Source organism: Teredinibacter turnerae T7901, from assembly GCF_000023025.1.
Taxonomy (GTDB): domain Bacteria; phylum Pseudomonadota; class Gammaproteobacteria; order Pseudomonadales; family Cellvibrionaceae; genus Teredinibacter; species Teredinibacter turnerae_B.
This window is the reverse complement of the sequence record NC_012997.1, coordinates 2,945,380-2,961,542: the sequence shown is the minus strand read 5'-3', so window position 1 is coordinate 2,961,542 and position 16,163 is coordinate 2,945,380. Positions and strand designations below refer to the sequence as shown.

At 47.3% G+C, this 16,163-nt stretch carries 15 protein-coding genes; 8 read left to right on the top strand and 7 right to left on the bottom strand.

Annotated features, from left to right (window positions below):
- Positions 1 to 19 precede the first annotated feature (19 nt).
- From TERTU_RS11860 to TERTU_RS11850, 3 genes are all read left to right on the top strand, one after another.
- Positions 20 to 1,354 (top strand): magnesium and cobalt transport protein CorA, encoded by a 1,335-nt coding sequence (locus TERTU_RS11860; RefSeq protein ID WP_015819542.1) that lies wholly within the window; start codon positions 20 to 22, stop codon positions 1,352 to 1,354.
- 279 nt (positions 1,355 to 1,633) lie between these two features.
- Positions 1,634 to 4,399, top strand: a complete 2,766-nt coding sequence (locus TERTU_RS11855; protein ID WP_015819105.1) for a DUF6055 domain-containing protein — start codon at positions 1,634 to 1,636, stop codon at positions 4,397 to 4,399.
- Positions 4,400 to 4,499: 100 nt separating this feature from the next.
- Positions 4,500 to 4,793: a putative quinol monooxygenase gene (locus TERTU_RS11850; protein WP_015819743.1), complete on the top strand. Its 294-nt coding sequence runs from the start codon at positions 4,500 to 4,502 to the stop codon at positions 4,791 to 4,793.
- On the opposite strand, the gene TERTU_RS11845 is transcribed toward TERTU_RS11850, so the two are convergent.
- Positions 4,790 to 5,812 carry a GlxA family transcriptional regulator gene (locus TERTU_RS11845; RefSeq protein ID WP_015818128.1) on the bottom strand — a complete coding sequence of 341 codons (1,023 nt, stop codon included), beginning with the start codon at positions 5,810 to 5,812 and terminating at the stop codon, positions 4,790 to 4,792. The two genes, TERTU_RS11850 and TERTU_RS11845, sit on opposite strands and share 4 nt — an antisense overlap.
- 104 nt (positions 5,813 to 5,916) lie before the next feature.
- On the opposite strand from TERTU_RS11845, the gene TERTU_RS11840 reads away from it, so the two are divergent.
- Both TERTU_RS11840 and TERTU_RS11835 read left to right on the top strand, forming a co-directional pair.
- Positions 5,917 to 6,573, top strand: coding sequence for a DUF899 domain-containing protein (locus TERTU_RS11840; RefSeq protein ID WP_015818840.1), 657 nt, complete (start codon positions 5,917 to 5,919; stop codon positions 6,571 to 6,573).
- Position 6,574: 1 nt separating this feature from the next.
- The gene (locus TERTU_RS11835; protein WP_015818641.1) at positions 6,575 to 6,760 is read left to right on the top strand and encodes a hypothetical protein; all 186 of its coding nucleotides are present in this window, start codon (positions 6,575 to 6,577) and stop codon (positions 6,758 to 6,760) included.
- A 165-nt stretch (positions 6,761 to 6,925) separates the two neighbouring features.
- Here the strand turns inward: TERTU_RS11835 and TERTU_RS11830 are convergent, their stop codons facing one another.
- From TERTU_RS11830 to TERTU_RS11805, 6 genes are all read right to left on the bottom strand, one after another.
- The gene (locus tag TERTU_RS11830; RefSeq protein ID WP_041590219.1) at positions 6,926 to 7,717 is read right to left on the bottom strand and encodes a hypothetical protein; all 792 of its coding nucleotides are present in this window, start codon (positions 7,715 to 7,717) and stop codon (positions 6,926 to 6,928) included.
- Between the two features lie 399 nt (positions 7,718 to 8,116).
- Complete coding sequence (locus tag TERTU_RS11825) at positions 8,117 to 8,905, bottom strand: hypothetical protein (protein WP_015817943.1); 789 nt, start codon at positions 8,903 to 8,905, stop codon at positions 8,117 to 8,119.
- 400 nt (positions 8,906 to 9,305) lie between these two features.
- Complete coding sequence (locus tag TERTU_RS11820) at positions 9,306 to 10,091, bottom strand: hypothetical protein (protein ID WP_041590218.1); 786 nt, start codon at positions 10,089 to 10,091, stop codon at positions 9,306 to 9,308.
- 371 nt (positions 10,092 to 10,462) lie between these two features.
- Positions 10,463 to 11,164 (bottom strand): hypothetical protein, encoded by a 702-nt coding sequence (locus tag TERTU_RS11815; protein WP_049772815.1) that lies wholly within the window; start codon positions 11,162 to 11,164, stop codon positions 10,463 to 10,465.
- 95 nt (positions 11,165 to 11,259) lie between these two features.
- The gene (locus tag TERTU_RS11810; protein WP_015817715.1) at positions 11,260 to 12,456 is read right to left on the bottom strand and encodes a hypothetical protein; all 1,197 of its coding nucleotides are present in this window, start codon (positions 12,454 to 12,456) and stop codon (positions 11,260 to 11,262) included.
- A 773-nt stretch (positions 12,457 to 13,229) separates the two neighbouring features.
- Entirely contained in the window at positions 13,230 to 14,105 is an 876-nt protein-coding gene (locus tag TERTU_RS11805; protein ID WP_015817050.1) for a hypothetical protein, read from the bottom strand.
- Positions 14,106 to 14,612: 507 nt separating this feature from the next.
- Here TERTU_RS11805 and TERTU_RS11800 point away from each other — a divergent pair.
- The 3 genes from TERTU_RS11800 to map all read left to right on the top strand — a co-directional run bounded on the left by TERTU_RS11800 (position 14,613) and on the right by map (position 16,124).
- The gene (locus TERTU_RS11800) at positions 14,613 to 15,062 is read left to right on the top strand and encodes a hypothetical protein (RefSeq protein WP_015820750.1); all 450 of its coding nucleotides are present in this window, start codon (positions 14,613 to 14,615) and stop codon (positions 15,060 to 15,062) included.
- Positions 15,063 to 15,145: 83 nt separating this feature from the next.
- The gene (locus tag TERTU_RS11795; protein WP_015817789.1) at positions 15,146 to 15,352 is read left to right on the top strand and encodes a ParD-like family protein; all 207 of its coding nucleotides are present in this window, start codon (positions 15,146 to 15,148) and stop codon (positions 15,350 to 15,352) included.
- Positions 15,345 to 16,124, top strand: a complete 780-nt coding sequence (gene map, locus TERTU_RS11790) for a type I methionyl aminopeptidase (RefSeq protein ID WP_015818103.1) — start codon at positions 15,345 to 15,347, stop codon at positions 16,122 to 16,124. The genes TERTU_RS11795 and map overlap by 8 nt, the downstream gene beginning before the upstream one ends.
- Positions 16,125 to 16,163 lie beyond the last annotated feature (39 nt).

The window sequence follows — 16,163 nt, the reverse complement described above, 5'->3', positions numbered from 1 at the left end:
TTCGGTGCGAGGTTGGCGTATGGATTTTCTAAGAAGTAATAAGGGGTATACCCAGGCGGTAGGAAAATCATCTAAAAAATCGCATTCTGCGGTATTTAGAGATAACCGCCCTAAAGCTTCGTTACCCAACAAAGCCGTTCAACTGCATACGGTAAGCCCCATGCAGTTGAAGGGCGAACGCGCCGCACTGACGAACACCAGGGATACAACCCGTAGCGCAGGGGAACAGATTCGTCGTGGTAACCGACGTGGTTCCATTTCTGATACTGGCGGGCGAAGTCGCGCCAAGCTCGCAATAGAATATGATCCTCCCCACGAACATTTGAATACTGGGTATCGCAGTAAGGTTCAGGAGCTTCGTAATTTCGTTATAAATAAAATGGTTGCTGAGGCTGGCTATATTCGTACAAATGCTGAAGCACTCATCAATAACAACGACTCGTTTCTTCAGGCGAAAGCGGTCGAGGAGATTTCTGTAGGTAATTGTGGTGAGTTTTCTATGGTGGTATTTGCCCACCTTATTCAAAATACAACCGGCCAGTGGGTACATCGTTGCTGTATGGCAGGCACTGTGCCAGGGGTTAATCCACCACAGAATTATGATCACTGTTTTGTGTTTACCTATGCTCGACAGGTGGCTGACACCAAAGCCATCGCGAACAAAGATGAAGCGACTATCGCAGATGCCTGGGATGGCTACAAAATTCTTACGCTTAAGTCGTTTATGAAAGGGCAAAATGCATACGGAACCACACTAAAGGATTCGAATATCTCTATCGAGGAAAGTAAGCAGGCAGACGGCAACCAGGTGTTTAGCAATCAGATTAAAGGTTATATCACTGAGTGGGCGGTTAGTTTTAATCAGAATTTCGAAAACGACATGCTTGACCCTAATAGCACCTATGCGAGAGTGGCCGCGGATGCATCTGCAAATCCCAGCGGTTTCGGTACGCGCGGAAGTGATGTCGTTGGGCTTGACGATCGGAGAACCATTGCCCAAAAGCTGGGTAACTGTACCGCAGAAGAGCGCGATGACATTATTCAGACCAGTAGTGACGATACGCTTTTCGGTTACATCAATACACTGAGTCACGCAAAAAAAGCGGAGTTTTTTGTCGACGTGCCAACGGCCAGAATTGCACGATATATAAAGAAGTGTTGGAATTCCGGGTTCTGGCAAACCTTTGCTGTGGCCAGCAGCTACCCGTATCGACACTCAGTAATTAACGCACTGCCGGTTGATATGGCTAGAGACGTTTTCGATGCGCTGCCAAAAGCCGACAAAGATAAGATTCTTAAAGCACTCCCCAAAAATAAGCGAGAGCAACTCACAGAGCCAGAACTTCCGTTGTAAAAAAAGAGGTACTTCCAACCTTTCTATTTAAAAAATACGATTGGGTGTCTGTCGTACGAAGCTGAATGAAAATAGTTAACGTATAGTCGGCATGTGCTGCTTTTGCGATAAAAATCACACTAATAATTGGGGCATATTTGCGGTTTGCCAAGGCGGTACGGCTTGGTAATAAATCGATCTCTATACTTTCCCTCGTTGTACCTCATTACACGCTGATAGCCGCCCACAGCATCGGCGCTTTGGCGTGAATATAAGATTGCTAACGATGGGAGCGTTAACATGTTTAGAGTGTTGTTTCTTTTTTTTGTGGGGGTTTTATCCTCTTCTTTGTGCGCTGCTGCACAAGTTGAAATCGAGAAAGCGAATAATTGGGGAGGCGGATTTCAAGGAAATGTTGAAATTACGAATAATGAGACTCAAGCATTAGATTCTTGGGTAATCGTATTTGATGCAGACTTTGATATCGCGCAAGTCTGGAATGCGGAAATAGTCTCATATCTGGATGGTGAATATCGCATTACCGGTGCGGGTTGGAATAGTGATATACCGGTAGGCGGCAGTGTAGCTTTTGGCTTTATCGCCACTCCAGGGGATGCAGAGCTACCCGATTCGTTTGTGGTAGAGAGCAGCCCGGGTTCTACGCCGGTGCCTACACCGACAATTGCACCGACTGCAACACCGGAACCGACATCTACACCTACACCAACACCTACTCCAACGCCACCACCGAGTATTACACCTACAGTGTTACCAACGGAGGAGCCGGCTGCAACGCTCACTCTTCAGGAAAACGCGCCCGGATTTTGTTCGGTGGATGAAGGCGGCGTTATTGAAAGTGACCATTTTGGCTTTACCGGCACGGGTTATATCAATACCGAAAACGCGATTAATGAAGGTATTAATTGGAGCGTTCAGGTCCCTGCAGACGGGAGCTACACCTTGGAAATACGTTACGCAAATGGTTCTTCTAGTTCCCGCGATACCGACATTTTCGTTAACGACAGTTATGAGTCAAGTTTGAGCTTACCTTCAACTGGCGCGTGGACGACCTACAGCGACAGCGCCTCCACCACCGTGTACTTAAATGTTGGTACTAACCAGTTGCGTTTAAACGCCGTGACCGGGGAGGGGCTACCCAATATTGATAGTCTGGCGATTACCAGCCTGGAAAACGACGGGAGCGCGCCCCAGCCCGGCGACTGCGCGTTTGAACCGACACCCACCCCGACTCCAGAGCCTTCAACAACGCCAACACCAGACCCTGGTTCTTGCAGCATTGGAAGCACCACTACAGAGTGGGCTGAGTCTTGTGATATATCGACGCAGCAATGTGTTGTGGGTAGTTGGCAGGCACCCGCAAATGGTGGTGAAACAAATGCGCCCTTGCGGTTGGAAAGCGAGCATTTCGCAATCTATTGGCCGGACGGAACCAATATAACCATGGCGGCTGCACAGCAGGCGGCGAATACACTGGAAATGATATGGAGCAATTACTTTGGCGCACCGTTGAATTTCCCTGAACCCTACTGCAACAGTCCGACTAAATGGAAGGCGGCGGTGCACTTCGATAACGACTTCCCACTATGGGGCGGTGGCTGGAGCCGCAATGGCATTAGCTATATGGGAATGTGGATCGGGCCGGGCGCAGCCAGCGACTCATGGGGTCTCGCCCATGAATTTATGCACGGTGTTCAAACTACGACTCAGGGGTTTGGGGATTGCGGCGGCGTCGGCTGCTGGATTTACGAAAGTCACGCGAATTGGATGCCGCACCAAATATTCCGGGAAAATGTTCATTGTTCGGAAATGTTGGTGAATTCAAGCCATTTGCATTACGGCAACACGCGCACCCGCTATTGCAACTGGCAATTTTTTGAATTCCTGAAAGATAAACATTGCCCTTCGGCCGTTCACGATATGTGGGCGTATCAGGCTCCAAGCGGACAACGGGACCCGTGGCAGAAGCTGATGTTGAGCCGAAACTGGGATATTGAGGATCTCAATAATGTGTTCGGCGAATGGGCAATGCACAATGTTACCTGGGATTACCGTGATCCCGACGGCAGCGATCAAGGCGCCCTATATCGTCAAAATTATGGTGCAATTAATGCTGACCCCGGCCGCTATACTCAGCGCAGACAACGGCTCACCCAACTTCAAAGTCTGGACACCAATTGGAGCAGCAATCGTCGGTTTGTATCGCCGTATTACTGGGCGCCGCAGCGCTGGGGTTATAACGTAATTCGACTTTACCCGGAAAATAATGCCAGCAGCGTACATGTGAGTTTTCGTGGAGTAGAGCAAACCGGCGCGAATTCCGGGTGGCGTTGGGGGTTGGTTGCGACCGATAGCAGCTTAAGCAGCCCGCGCTACAGCGCGTTGCAATCGGGCACTGACGGTGAGTTGGAGTTTTGCATCTCTCCGGGTGAAGAGGTTTATTTGGTGGTATTGGCAGCGCCTACACGCTACCAAAAAATTACCTGGCAAAACCCAGCGGATGGAACGGCTTATCCCAGTATTTACCGTTATCCGTACATGATTGAGCTGGCCGGTGCCTGGCCCCAAGGGTTTCAAAACGGCGAGCGGGAAGCCTGCCCAGCGGGCACGCAACGCCATGCTAACGGTGGGGGCTGTGCGACCAGCACTACGCCCAACAGTGTTTATGTGGGCCCTTACGCTAAGGTGCTAGGGGGATCTGTTTCGGCTAATGCACGGATAGAAGACCAGGCAACCGTTATTAGTGGCAATATCTCGGGTAACGCTGTTGTGGGTGCTATGAGTCTTATTGGGGTAGAGTCGAATTCGCATCACGGCGCTGCGCGCTTTAATGTCACTGACAACGCGGTTGTGCAGTCGACGTTTTATCCTATGGGCTGGTTCGGCAACGACGTAACTGCCTCCGGTAGTGCGCGCTACCTGGGTGATCTTGAAGCTTACGCCTCTAAATCATCCAACACCTTTTTTGGCCTGGTGGATGCGGGCTGGAATGGTGTATCCGATGTAACCGAAGTTACCATTGCTCCGCCTTATTTCTGGCGGGATTGATAGCCGAAAAACAGGCTGGCCGCAGAGTACACCCTGCGGCCGATATTTTTTAACTCGTTTCAGCAATGGATTTGAGTCAATTGCAAGTAGAGGAGCGCTAATGAATATTATTGTTGCCGGGTATTTAAGTATTAAAGCGGGGAAGCGGGACGAGTTTATTAACGCGTCGCTAGAAGCCGTTTCGCAAGCCAGAAAGCACCCGGACTGCGAGGACTTTTCCGTCTCAGCAGACCCCATCGATCAAAACCGGGTCAATATTTTTGAAAAATGGAAATCCCGCGCCTCTCTCGATGTATTCAGGGCGGAAGGCCCGGATAACGGTTCATTTGCTCTGATTGATGCATTTCACGTTGCGGAATACGAGATAGGTACTTTCTGCCATAAGGAAAGCTAACGCGCATATTTGCGCCGATACTCCTGCGGCGTAATTCCCGTTATACGCTTAAAAGTGTCGCGAAACGTTTTAGTATCGGTGTAGCCCACATCGTTCAGCACGGTTTGAATATTTTTTTGCGAAAGTTCCAGAGATTTTTTTGCAGCTTCAATTTTAACGCGCTGCATATATTCGGTAGGGGTTTGGTTTACGGCTTGCTTAAACCGGCGAATAAAGTTGCGTTTGCTCATGTTTACTTTTTCTGCAACGTCTTCTACGCTGGGGTTGCTGGCAAAATTATCTTCAATGAACGCCTGTGCTTTTAGTATAAGAGTATCGCCGTGGCCGCTCAGACCGTTGAAAATTGCAAAGTGGGCCTGGTTGATATGGTCTCTGTGAATGGAAAATGTTTTTGCCACCTGAATGCCAATTTGGTAGCCGCAGAACTTTTCCACTAAATATAAAATTAAGTTCAACGACGAAAAGGCACCACCACCGGTGTATATTCCTGCGTTATCAGTAACAACTGCGTCGGGTTGCACTTTGATTGACGGGTACCTTGTTCGAAGGTCATCAACCGACGCCCAGTGTGACGTACATTCCTGATTGTCCAGCAAGCCGGCTTCGGCCAGAAAGTAGCTGCCAGTGCACAGGCTCGCGATCTCCGTTCCACAGTGATAATGGGCTTTAAGCCATGGCAGTATCGCACGGTTTTTCTCTAAGACGTCGTCCCAGTGACCAGCATACGCTGGAATTAATATTAGGGTGTGCTTATGGCCTGCAGGTTCGGGCGGGAGATCGTTAAGGCCTAGCGTACAATTAAACAGGCTGTGGGGGCCAAGCGCCACCGTGTTCGGGGTGGGGGCAAGCAATACAACGTCGAAGCCATTAGGCATTTGGTTTGCGTGCAGAATTTCGTTGCTACGCGAAAAAATGTCTATGGGCGCTGCTGTGGAGGAGAGAATGGCATCCTCGAATACAAGAATCACAATTTTTCGGCTCACTGGCAGTTCCTTGCGTGGTTGAGTACGCAAAATCATAACTCCTCACTTGGCACAATACCACCTCTAAGATGGCGTTTGACCACTGGGTAAGTGGTTACATAAATTTGCATACTGGTACCACCTAAACCAAGGAGGCCGTTATGCAACAGATCGTGAATGAACAAGAGTGGCTTGATGCCCAGCAATCTTTCTTAGTTAAAGAAAAAGCGTTTACGAAACAGCGAGATGCGCTGAATGCGGAGCGTCGCCGATTACCTTTGCTGGAAGTGACTCAACCCTATAAGTTTGAGGGCGAGGAAGGGCAGGTAAGCCTGTTGGATTTATTTGATGGGCGGCGCCAGCTGATTATTTACCATTTTATGTTTGCCGAATCGCCATGTACTGGCTGTTCGATGATGGTGGATAACATGGGGGAGAGCGTGCACCTCAACGCGCGGGACACCTCGCGGGTACTGATTTCATTAGCGCCATACGATAAATTGGCGGCCTATAAAAAAAGAATGGGCTGGACGCATCCATGGTATTCCTCACATGGGACAGACTTCAATCGCGATTTTGATGCGACGCGCGAATCTGGAGAAATGTTTGGTATCAACGTGTTTATCCGCGACGGTGAAAAAATCTATCGCAGCTACTGCACTACACAGCGTGGTGCAGAATATTTAGGCAGTAACTTTACCTACCTGGATTTAACCCCAATGGGGCGCCAGGAGTCTTGGGAAGAGAGCCCGGCCTGGGTTCCGCAAACGCCCCCGTACCAATGGTGGCACAAGCGCGACGAATATCCGGAGGTGTAGTATGTGCCCGTTTTGTACGCTGGGTGCGGTAACGTTTTTAGTCGGCGGCGGTGTGGGTGGCGTCGTGGTGGAAAAGTTGCTCACCAATCGCGCTTTAACCAAGAACAGGTTATCTTCAGAAAAGGCGGAGATAATAGCATCCGGGCACGCGGTCGGCGAAAAACCTGCGGTTACTCAGCCAGATTAGCCAACCCCGTGCTATGGCGATTTCGTCTGCAGTCGCTCTATGCGCTATAGCTTAAAACGCTTAATATTTGAGGCGGAATGCTAAATCGGCAATGAGGGGCAATGAGGGGTGATGAGTGTGTTATATGATGTTCTCGCATGTAAGCAATATATGTGTGAACATCATTTATTTCTCGTCATCATCATTCGCAAAATACTCCTCCACCGAGACAAAATCTTTCTTTGGCCGAATCCATCGCAGCGGCTCCATATGTTCGGAGTACTTTTGGTTCGGCCATTGCTTTTCAGCGGCGGCTTTTTGTTCTTGTGCTGAGGGGGAGAGGTCTATTGTTGTTGCCCCCATTAGGCGTTTCGCGAAAGTTGATATTGCGTTATGGGCCTCTATACTTTCTTTATAAACTTGATAGCTGACATTAATAGTCAGGTAATGTTCAGAGCTGATTGGGGTTTGCCAGTAAAGGCGGTAGGAGGCTTCTCTGTCAGGGTTTTTTACATTGTGGTGATAGATCCATTGAGTGTTGTTAATGGTCTCAATTCTCCAGTCTAAAAACGCTTCGTACGTGTCTTTGTTATAGTGTCCCTCCGGCCCGTACATCTGCGTATAATACTCAATTAATGTCTTTTCTAAGTTTTTACATCTAAACAAGTCGCTACCTTTTTCCCACTTAGAAATTGTCGTAGAAAAATTAATCCAACCGATATTTTCCTGCAAAAAAATAAGCCCTTTTACATTCCATTTGCTCTCGTAGCACAGGATTAACGGGGCGATGTCGTTCGGCAAGAGATAGACAGCGGGGTCGTATAAATTGATACAGGCCGGAAACTTTCTCTGTTCCCCCCATGTTGCTGAAAATGGAGGTGTCGAGAAACTAACAACCGTTCCTGATAGATTGAGTTCGTGTATCTTGGACCGACCAAGTCTTGGAAGCCTGACTGTTTCAAATATAGGGTATAACACAAAAGTTACTCTTAAGATTTTGATAAGCGATTAAAAACATGGTTAAAAAATCAGCCCCATTCTCTAGTACCTTTTGGTTTGGGCTACCTAAGTTTGAGGCGATTAAGGTGCCCCAAGCGACTGTCCACCCAGCGATTCCCACACCCATAGCGGGTACCGCGTAGCTGCCTATTCCAAGCATGCCAAGCCGAGTTAGGGCATTACGTCCAAACTGTCCGGAAGTTTCGTTATGGAGCGATTTTCAGTATATTCTTTTGAGTGTCGAAGACGCGACCTCCGTGGCAAAGAAAGTTCCGTTTACGTAGGTATGTATGCACTTTAGGTCTCTGGCTAGAACTCAGAAACTGACACCTAGCAGGTGGAAAACGCTTTCTTCCAGGCTAAAGGCTTGCTCTGCTTCTATTCATCATCATCCGCAAAATACTCCTCCACCGAGATAAAATCTTTCTTAGGCCGAATCCATCGCAACGGCTCCATATGTTCGGAGTACTTTTGGTTCGGCCATTGCTTTTCAGCGGCGGCTTTTTGTTCTTGTGCTGAGGGGGAAAGTTTAAGATGGGCCGTCTGCATCACGCCTCTAGAAAACGCTTTGACTGTAGCATCGGTTTTCGCATTGTTGCAAACATTGTAATAGGTGAAAATGACTGATAGTGCGTGTTGATCAGATATAGGGATTTCCCACGTTAGCGTAAATGCAGTGGTTCCATCATTCTCATTGCGAGTTAGGTAGTTAACCCAAGTGTTCCCATTTATTGACTGCGGCTCCCAGTTGATAAAGGTTTCATATGTGTGTCTATTTTCTTTTCCATCTATTCCGTAAGTGCTGGCGTGTAATTTTTTTAGCGATTTTTCGAACCCCAGCTTTTTAAACAAATTAGATGCGTTTTTTATATAGGTGACGCAAACGGAAAAGTTGATCCAGCCGATGCGCCTTCCTACCACAGGAAACCCTTTGATATCCCACTGAGAATTGAAACACTGTATAAACGGAGCATTGTCCTTGTAGCCTCGAACGTACTCATTTTCGTTAAAAATGTTAAAGCTGCTGGGGAAAGATTCCTGCACTCCCCATTTTGTGTGGTAGGGAGGCGCGGAAAATACGAGTCGCACCCCAGATAACGATATATTTCGGCAGACTGATTTTTCAATTTTGGGCGCACGAGGGCTGCCAAACACTGGATATAACACTTTCAGTACCCTTCTTATTTTGATATTCGATTGAATAAATGATTAAAAAAATCGGCAGCACTTTTCATTATATTTTGGTTAGGCCTGACCGGATTTGAAGCAATCAAAGTACCCCAGGCGACTGTCCACCCAGCGATTCTCACATCCATAGCGGGTACCGCGTAGCTGCTTATTCCAAGCATGCCAAGCCGAGTTAGTGCATTACGTCCAAACTGTCCGGAAGTTTCGTCACGGAGCGATTTTCAGCATATTCTTTTGAGTGTCGAAGACGCGACCTCCGTGGCAAAGAAAGTTCCGTTTACGCAGGTATGTATGGACTTTAGGTCTGTGGTTAGAACTCAGAAACTGATACCTGGCAGATGGAAAACGTTTTTTTTCAGGCTAAAGGCTTGCTCTGCTTCTATTCATCATCTGCAAAATACTCCTCCACCGAGATAAAATCTTTCTTTGGCCGAATCCATCGCAGCGGCTCCATATGTTCGGGGTACTTTTGGTTCGGCCATTGCTTTTCAGCGGCGGCTTTTTGTTCTTTTAGTGCGGTTGAAGGGGTGATAGCAACCGAATTCATCAACTCTTTCGCATAGTAATTTAAGCTTTCGTGTATTTTGTTTGTGTCCTCGTAAGTTATGTAGTTAAAGCAGAAGCTTAAGATGTGTTGCTCCGAAATCGGGGTTTTCCAGAATAAGCTAAACGAAGGTTCTCCTGCCTTTTCGCGTCGTTGAAAGAATGATAGCCATGTAATGTCATTTATTTTTTCTATGCTTGAATTTAGAAGCGTTTCTGTCGTGTACCGGTTGGTTACCCCGTTTTCGCCGTACATGCTCTCTAGATGGTTTTCTAGAATGTTTTGAAATATGGAATGATTAAATAGGTTTTGATCCGATTTTGCTCTGATTACGGCTATGGAAAATCCTATCCAGCCTAATTCATTTTGGATTAACGGCATTCCTCTAATCGACCAACTTGTATCAAAACACCGAATAAATGGGTACGCGGCACTGGGATTGGGTAGATAATTATTTTGCTCAAATATATCGAGCACAAGTGGTAGGTCTTCCTGTTCCCCCCATTTTGCAGAAAATGGGGGAGCAGTGAAGTTTACATGTGTGCCAGAGAGCTTCAATGTGTATGGCTTGGCCTGCTCAGTCTTTGGTAACCTAATTTTTCCGAATGCAGGATATGTCACGGTCGTTCCTTTATTATTTTTTGGATAGGCAATTGAATACGTGGTTGAAAAAGTCCGCACCATTTTCCATTACTTTATGGTTTGGGTTGCCGATATTTGAAGCAACTAGAGTGCCCCAAGCCACTGCCCATCCGGCCCAGATCAGTACAGCTTAGCCACCTACTCCAAGCATGCCAAGCCAAGCTAACGCATTACGTCCAAACTGTCCGGAAGTTTCGTCATGGAGCGATTTCCAGCCTATTCTTTTGAGTGTCGAAGACGCGACAGCCATGCCGAAGAAAGTTCCGTTTACGCAGGTATGTAGGGACTTTAGGTTTGTGGCTAGAACTCAGAAACTGATATATGGTAGGTGGAAAAAGTTTACTCGACTTCTATTTACCATCATCCGAAAAATACTCCTCCACCGAGATAAAATCTTTCTTTGGTCGAATCCATCGCAGCGGCTCCATATGTTCGGAGTACTTTTGGTTCGGCCATTGCTTTTCTGCGGCGGATTTTTGTTCTTGTGCTGAAGGGGAGAGGTCTAAATGAGTTGCGGTCATGATTTTCTGAGCGAATTTTTCAACTGCGTAGTGAACAGTTTTTTTCTCTTTATAATTTTGATAGGAGAACGTTACCGAAATAAAGTGTTCATCTGTAATTGGTGTTTCCCACACAAGTTGATATGAGGTATCGCTGACAGAATGCTTTCGCCCATGATAACTGATCCACAAGTTACCGTTAATTAGCTGGGCGCTCCAATCCAAAAATGTCTCAAAGGAGTGTTTGTTAAATGTGCCCATCGGGCCATAAAGCCTAGCATATTGATCCAGTAGGTCACTTTCAAATTTCCTAAGGTTGAACGCACTTCCAGTTTCACTTAGTTTAAAAACTGTAATGGAAAATTCAATCCAACCTAGCTCTGTTTTCCATACGGGCAGTCCTTTTATGTCCCACCTAGATTCGAAGCACTTCAAGAAGGCCGTCCGCTCTTCGGTTTTGCAAAATGCACTGCTGTCGTAGATGTCGAAAGTATCGGGCCAATCCCGTTGTCTACCCCATTCGATGCAAAAGGGCGGTACAGCGAATTGCATGCTTGTTCCCGATAGGCGTAGATTTCGGGGCTCGGATTTCTCAATTTTAGGCAGCCGGGGGCTGCCGAATAGTGGGTATAACACTTGCGACTCTCTTAAGATTCGGATAGGCGATTAAATATGTGATTGAAAAAATCCGCGCCATTTTCCATTACTTTTTGGTTAGGTTTACCGATATTTGAGGCAACTAGGGAGCCCCAGGCCACAGCCCAGCCCGCTACTCCCACGCCGAAGGCCGGTACAGCGTAGCTACCGAATCCCAACATGCCCAGTCGGGTGAGGGCATTGCTTGCAATATTTCCAGCGGTTACGTTACGCAATCCATTTGCGCCTTGTTCTTTCAATTGTCGGTAAGAAATTATCGATTCGCTGAGAAAATTACCTGTTACCCAGGTCTGCTCCAGACTGGTATTATTTAATAAAGGTGGCTGCGGGGCTAATTGCATACCGGCTTTTTTGCGGTAGCTATCGATGAGGTTCAAGTTCATTGTCGGGTTCGCATAGAACACCTTATGTTTGGATAAGCGTGATTTATCCATACTACTTAAATCCTGCAAGGCGATACTTAAGGCCTGTTTAAATACTGCATGGCCTTTCTCGTGTAGAGTCCAGTGTACTTCTTTATCTTTTTTCGCTTCAAGCTTGATTAACTGCGCCAGTTGTTTGGCTGTCTGTGTACCGCCGCCCACACTGCTGGTATCTACAAATTGGCGCATATCTGATGATATACCGGCGCCAGTGGAATTATAGAAAAGACAATAACCAGACTTTTCGAGAGAGGATTGAGTGGTTTCCGGTTTAAAACCTCGCTCTATGAACATAGGCATACAACTCGATGCTTTCGTGATGTTAGAGAAGGCGCCGTTGATGGCCACATGCTTTGTCGAGATTGAATGAGCTGGCGAAGCTTGGGCTCCTCGTGAGGAAGGTGTAATTTTGTATAAGCCTGATACATTTTTTTCATCCCCAGAAAACCCAAACTCCCCAATAAACACACATCCATCAACCACATTGTAATTGATGCTCCCGCCCTCCAGCTGGAGGCGCATTTGTTGCATCTTTGCACGACTTACCAGGCTTCTGAGCATGCCGTGTCGGTTGTTGAGGCTCATCAGTTGTGAATACAGATACAGAGCGTTGTAGTTGCTCCTCGCTTTATTTTTTAGTTGATTAAATGCGCTGTGGCGGTTTTTCTCTACAAATACCCGCATGCCTTGTCCTGGCTGGCTAATGAGTTGCCATTCGCGGCCAGCGTAGAGGGCGCATCCGTTGGGTTGTAAGGTTACTTTCATGTGGGGATTCCTTTCTCCAGTGAGCAAATATTCAACCGCTTGTCAGGTTGTTCAAAATAACAGTTTGCGTGAGGCAAGGAATATGGAGGCGCAGAAGGGCGCCGCACTAAGCTGATTAGGTGGCCGGATAACTTAGGCGAAAGTCCATCTCGCGGGTTCAGCATGATCCTTGCTGTATGACTAGTCGTATTAGTCGCACTACTAAGCGGCTATTGTAGCAGGCAATGCGTCTGGTGAGGAAACGGCTGTTGGGATGATGTGACTCCTCTGACATTGCCGATAAAGTACTAATTTCATTCAATTGGAGTTTAATTAGCTTGTAAAAAGACCGCTTTCTCGACAACTTTTCCCAGGTTTTAGTTACATCGTTGACGATTTTAATTAATGCGCTCCCCAACAACAAAGTTGTAAAAAGTGAACCTGGTTCACATTTTTGCTCGTGTTAGGGGCTGCTTGGTTTGAGTCCGTCTGTTGGACCTTGTCGGTTGATCAATAAGCGTGCTTGTTGCTTTAGTTTTCTATTAACCTGGCAATGAAAATTACCTGTTCAATAGGCGGAGGAGGGTAAGTACCGGCAGGCCAATCGGTGATGCCCGATCTAGGCAGGGCCACGGCCGACGCGATAGTGTGTTAATTCAGGTAAGTGCAATAAAAAAATATGTAATGAAAAGGATCTTATTGTTTGTTTGCTGAATGACTACAGCCTATTCAATCGACGAGCATTAAAAAACGAGGCGATGCCTCGTTTTAGCGCTGGTTAGCAACGTAACAGCTTAAAGGCCTTGAATTGGGCCGTAAGCATCTTCGAGCAATTGGCGAAGGTCGAATACCTCTGGTGCTTCAAATTCGTTACCTGCCATATCAACTAATTTTAGTCTTAGCATGCCGAGTTCTATGGTTGGATCGAATTGTTCATGCGTCAATGCAACCGCGTCGAATTCTGGCCCAGCTATTGGCAGGGAAAGCGTGCGATCCCCATGACCTAACCAACTTAATTTAAGTTGGTAGCCGGCATTTGGCATACTTGTTTGAGGTTCATTTGTATCTCGCCACTCTTTCAACAGATTGATTTGAAGCGATTTACCTGCAACGTCCAAGCGCAGAGTATCGGCCAATGGGTTTGGAGTAACATTTTGCGCATACCCAGGACCACGAACAAGATCGAATGGCGGATAATAAGGGCTTGTACCTGTCCAATTATTGGAGGTTTTTACAGCGATGCTGTATTCAAATGGGGCTTCACCGTCCCCTCTATCAACGTTCACACACACAGCGACGCTCAATGCTTGAAACGCCCATTGATGATTAACGTCGGCAATGTAACGCTGGCCATTGCAGTAGGGGCCAGGGTTCCCACTATTGCCGTCCGCGAGTTTAAGTTCAGGAACAACTAAGGGGGCCGCGTTCTCAAAGGTGAGTTTAAAGTTCTTGATACTCTTTGCTAAAAGAGGGTTTGAATTAAAATCGGTTGGAAAAACGGCCTTGAATGTTGCTGATTTAACGGTATCCAGATCGAGGTACGGTAAATGAAGCATGACAGAAGGACTTGGAACGTCCACCGATTCATACTCGGCAACATAGTCCGCCCGAGCAACGTTCAAAGCCAGTACGCTGATCGCAGCAATCCCTAGAGCTGTTTTCTTAAACATAGATATTTTCCTTTTCTAATTGACGTAGGTTTTCAAAAGCCGTCGGCAGTTTAAAGAATTTAACACCATATAAACAGCGCTAAAAATCAATGACATTTGAAGTTCGTTTTTTAGTAAAACGAGTTTTAAATGAAATTGCGTTGAACATAATGACGTCGCTATTTAGCTTAATAAGAAAGCTATTTTCTAATCAGGATTGCTGTATACCCAAACAATCCGTGGGACTCTCAAGATCAATTGGAGTCGCGAAAGATACTCACGTTAACTTAGTCGTGATCGCTGATGGTGCTGGCACGGGTTTTTTGGGGTGCATTGAGTCGGCGGCCGTAGGTTGATTGAAAGCAAGCCTTCTTGGCAGTCACCTCGAGCCGTTCAACAAAATCGGTAAACGGCGGCGTACGTTTTTTAGTGCAGTCCGTGACCTAGCCGGGCATAGGAAAATATGGTGTTATGTCTGGCATTTGGTTTGAATAGGTCGCCTCCAGTATTCAAGGAACAAGTTAACCGATGAGTTATGAAACACTCGATCGCATTGCAGACAGTTACATTCCCCTGTTGGTCGTCTGCTGTTTAATTTTAGTGGTGATGCCATTTCAGCGTGGCCTGACGGCGGCGGGTTTGGTTGGTGCCCGTTTTGTCCTTCTGGTTGCGCTGGTTGCTACGGTATACATTTGGATGTTTGCGGATGCCCGTTGGGCAATATGGCCTGCGCTTGGGCGCCTGGACTACAGCACGCATACCGCGCTTGCTCTTGCTTTGGTGATGTTCCTTTGGGTTTGGGTTGCTCGGCTGCGCTGGCTCTGGATCGGTTCATTTATCGCCTATGTGCTATTGATGCGTTACCAGGCTTACCACACGTTTTTGGATATGGTGACTACAGGACTGGTCATGGGGGCATGTGGGTCGGGGATTCTCTACATTTATCGACGTCTGCAAGGTCGTGTCGATCATTCTTGAAGATGCGATATGTATATATATTATTGCATATCGTATACGAAACGTATATTTTGTTTCCCACTCTCAATCAGTGGTGACAAACAATGGGCATCGTAAAAATAAGTGACGACTTGCACGAGGAAGTGCGTAAAGCCAGTACCGTTATGGTTCGTTCAATCAATGCGCAGGCGGAGTACTGGATTAAGCTGGGCATGCTGGCGGAGGCGAACCCGGGCCTGACCTACCAGGAAATTATCCGCGAGCAAATGCGCTTGGCGAATGTTGATATCGGTGTCGCTGCCGATGGCTAATCTGCATATCAAAAACGCTGAGGAATTAGCGCTTATGCGCGAATCGGGCCGTTTGCTTGCATCCGTATTTCGATACCTCGATGGCCATATATCCGACGGCATTTCCACTATGGCAATTAACGATCTGGTTGAAACGTTTATTGTTGATGAACTGGGAGCACGTCCCGCCAGCAAGGGGCAATACGGCTACCCCTATGTGTTGAATACCTCGTTAAACAACGTGGTGTGCCACGGTATACCATCACCGTCGCAAATCCTGCAATCTGGCGATATCGTGAACGTGGATATTACGCTTGAACACCAAGGTTTTGTTGCTGACTCCAGCAAAATGTATCTGGTGGGTGAGGTGGCCCCTCATGCCCGTTATCTCGTGGAAAAAACCTATCAAAGTTTATGGGCGGGGATAAAAGCCGTGCGCCCAGGCGCGACACTCGGTGATATTGGCGCGGCAATTCAGCGTAGCGCAGAACGACATGGCTTTTCGGTGGTGCGCGACTACTGTGGTCACGGGATCGGCCGTGAAATGCATGAAGAGCCGCAGGTTTTACACGTGGGCGAGCCGGGCAGGGGGCTTGTGCTGCGCGAAGGAATGACGTTCACCATCGAGCCGATGATCAACCAGGGCAGCGCCAAGGTTAAGACCCGTAAAGATGGTTGGACGGTGGTGACTGCCGATAAGAAACTCTCCGCCCAGTGGGAGCACACCATTGCAGTTACGGCAGCAGGGTATGAGGTACTCACCCTGCGTGAAGAAGAGGTGGCTTCGAAATAAGCACTTGAGATTTCGGAGATTGACGCCATATAATGAGCA

What these genes read in the sequence shown, in the direction of transcription:
- TERTU_RS11860 (WP_015819542.1), top strand. Translation starts at nt 20, where the DNA reads ATGGATTTTCTAAGAAGTAATAAGGGGTATACCCAGGCGGTAGGAAAA.
- TERTU_RS11855 (WP_015819105.1), top strand. Translation starts at nt 1,634, where the DNA reads ATGTTTAGAGTGTTGTTTCTTTTTTTTGTGGGGGTTTTATCCTCTTCT.
- TERTU_RS11850 (WP_015819743.1), top strand. Translation starts at nt 4,500, where the DNA reads ATGAATATTATTGTTGCCGGGTATTTAAGTATTAAAGCGGGGAAGCGG.
- TERTU_RS11845 (WP_015818128.1), bottom strand. Translation starts at nt 5,812, where the DNA reads ATGATTTTGCGTACTCAACCACGCAAGGAACTGCCAGTGAGCCGAAAA.
- TERTU_RS11840 (WP_015818840.1), top strand. Translation starts at nt 5,917, where the DNA reads ATGCAACAGATCGTGAATGAACAAGAGTGGCTTGATGCCCAGCAATCT.
- TERTU_RS11835 (WP_015818641.1), top strand. Translation starts at nt 6,575, where the DNA reads ATGTGCCCGTTTTGTACGCTGGGTGCGGTAACGTTTTTAGTCGGCGGC.
- TERTU_RS11815 (WP_049772815.1), bottom strand. Translation starts at nt 11,164, where the DNA reads ATGCAATTCGCTGTACCGCCCTTTTGCATCGAATGGGGTAGACAACGG.
- TERTU_RS11810 (WP_015817715.1), bottom strand. Translation starts at nt 12,456, where the DNA reads ATGAAAGTAACCTTACAACCCAACGGATGCGCCCTCTACGCTGGCCGC.
- TERTU_RS11805 (WP_015817050.1), bottom strand. Translation starts at nt 14,105, where the DNA reads ATGTTTAAGAAAACAGCTCTAGGGATTGCTGCGATCAGCGTACTGGCT.
- TERTU_RS11800 (WP_015820750.1), top strand. Translation starts at nt 14,613, where the DNA reads ATGAGTTATGAAACACTCGATCGCATTGCAGACAGTTACATTCCCCTG.
- TERTU_RS11795 (WP_015817789.1), top strand. Translation starts at nt 15,146, where the DNA reads ATGGGCATCGTAAAAATAAGTGACGACTTGCACGAGGAAGTGCGTAAA.
- map (WP_015818103.1), top strand. Translation starts at nt 15,345, where the DNA reads ATGGCTAATCTGCATATCAAAAACGCTGAGGAATTAGCGCTTATGCGC.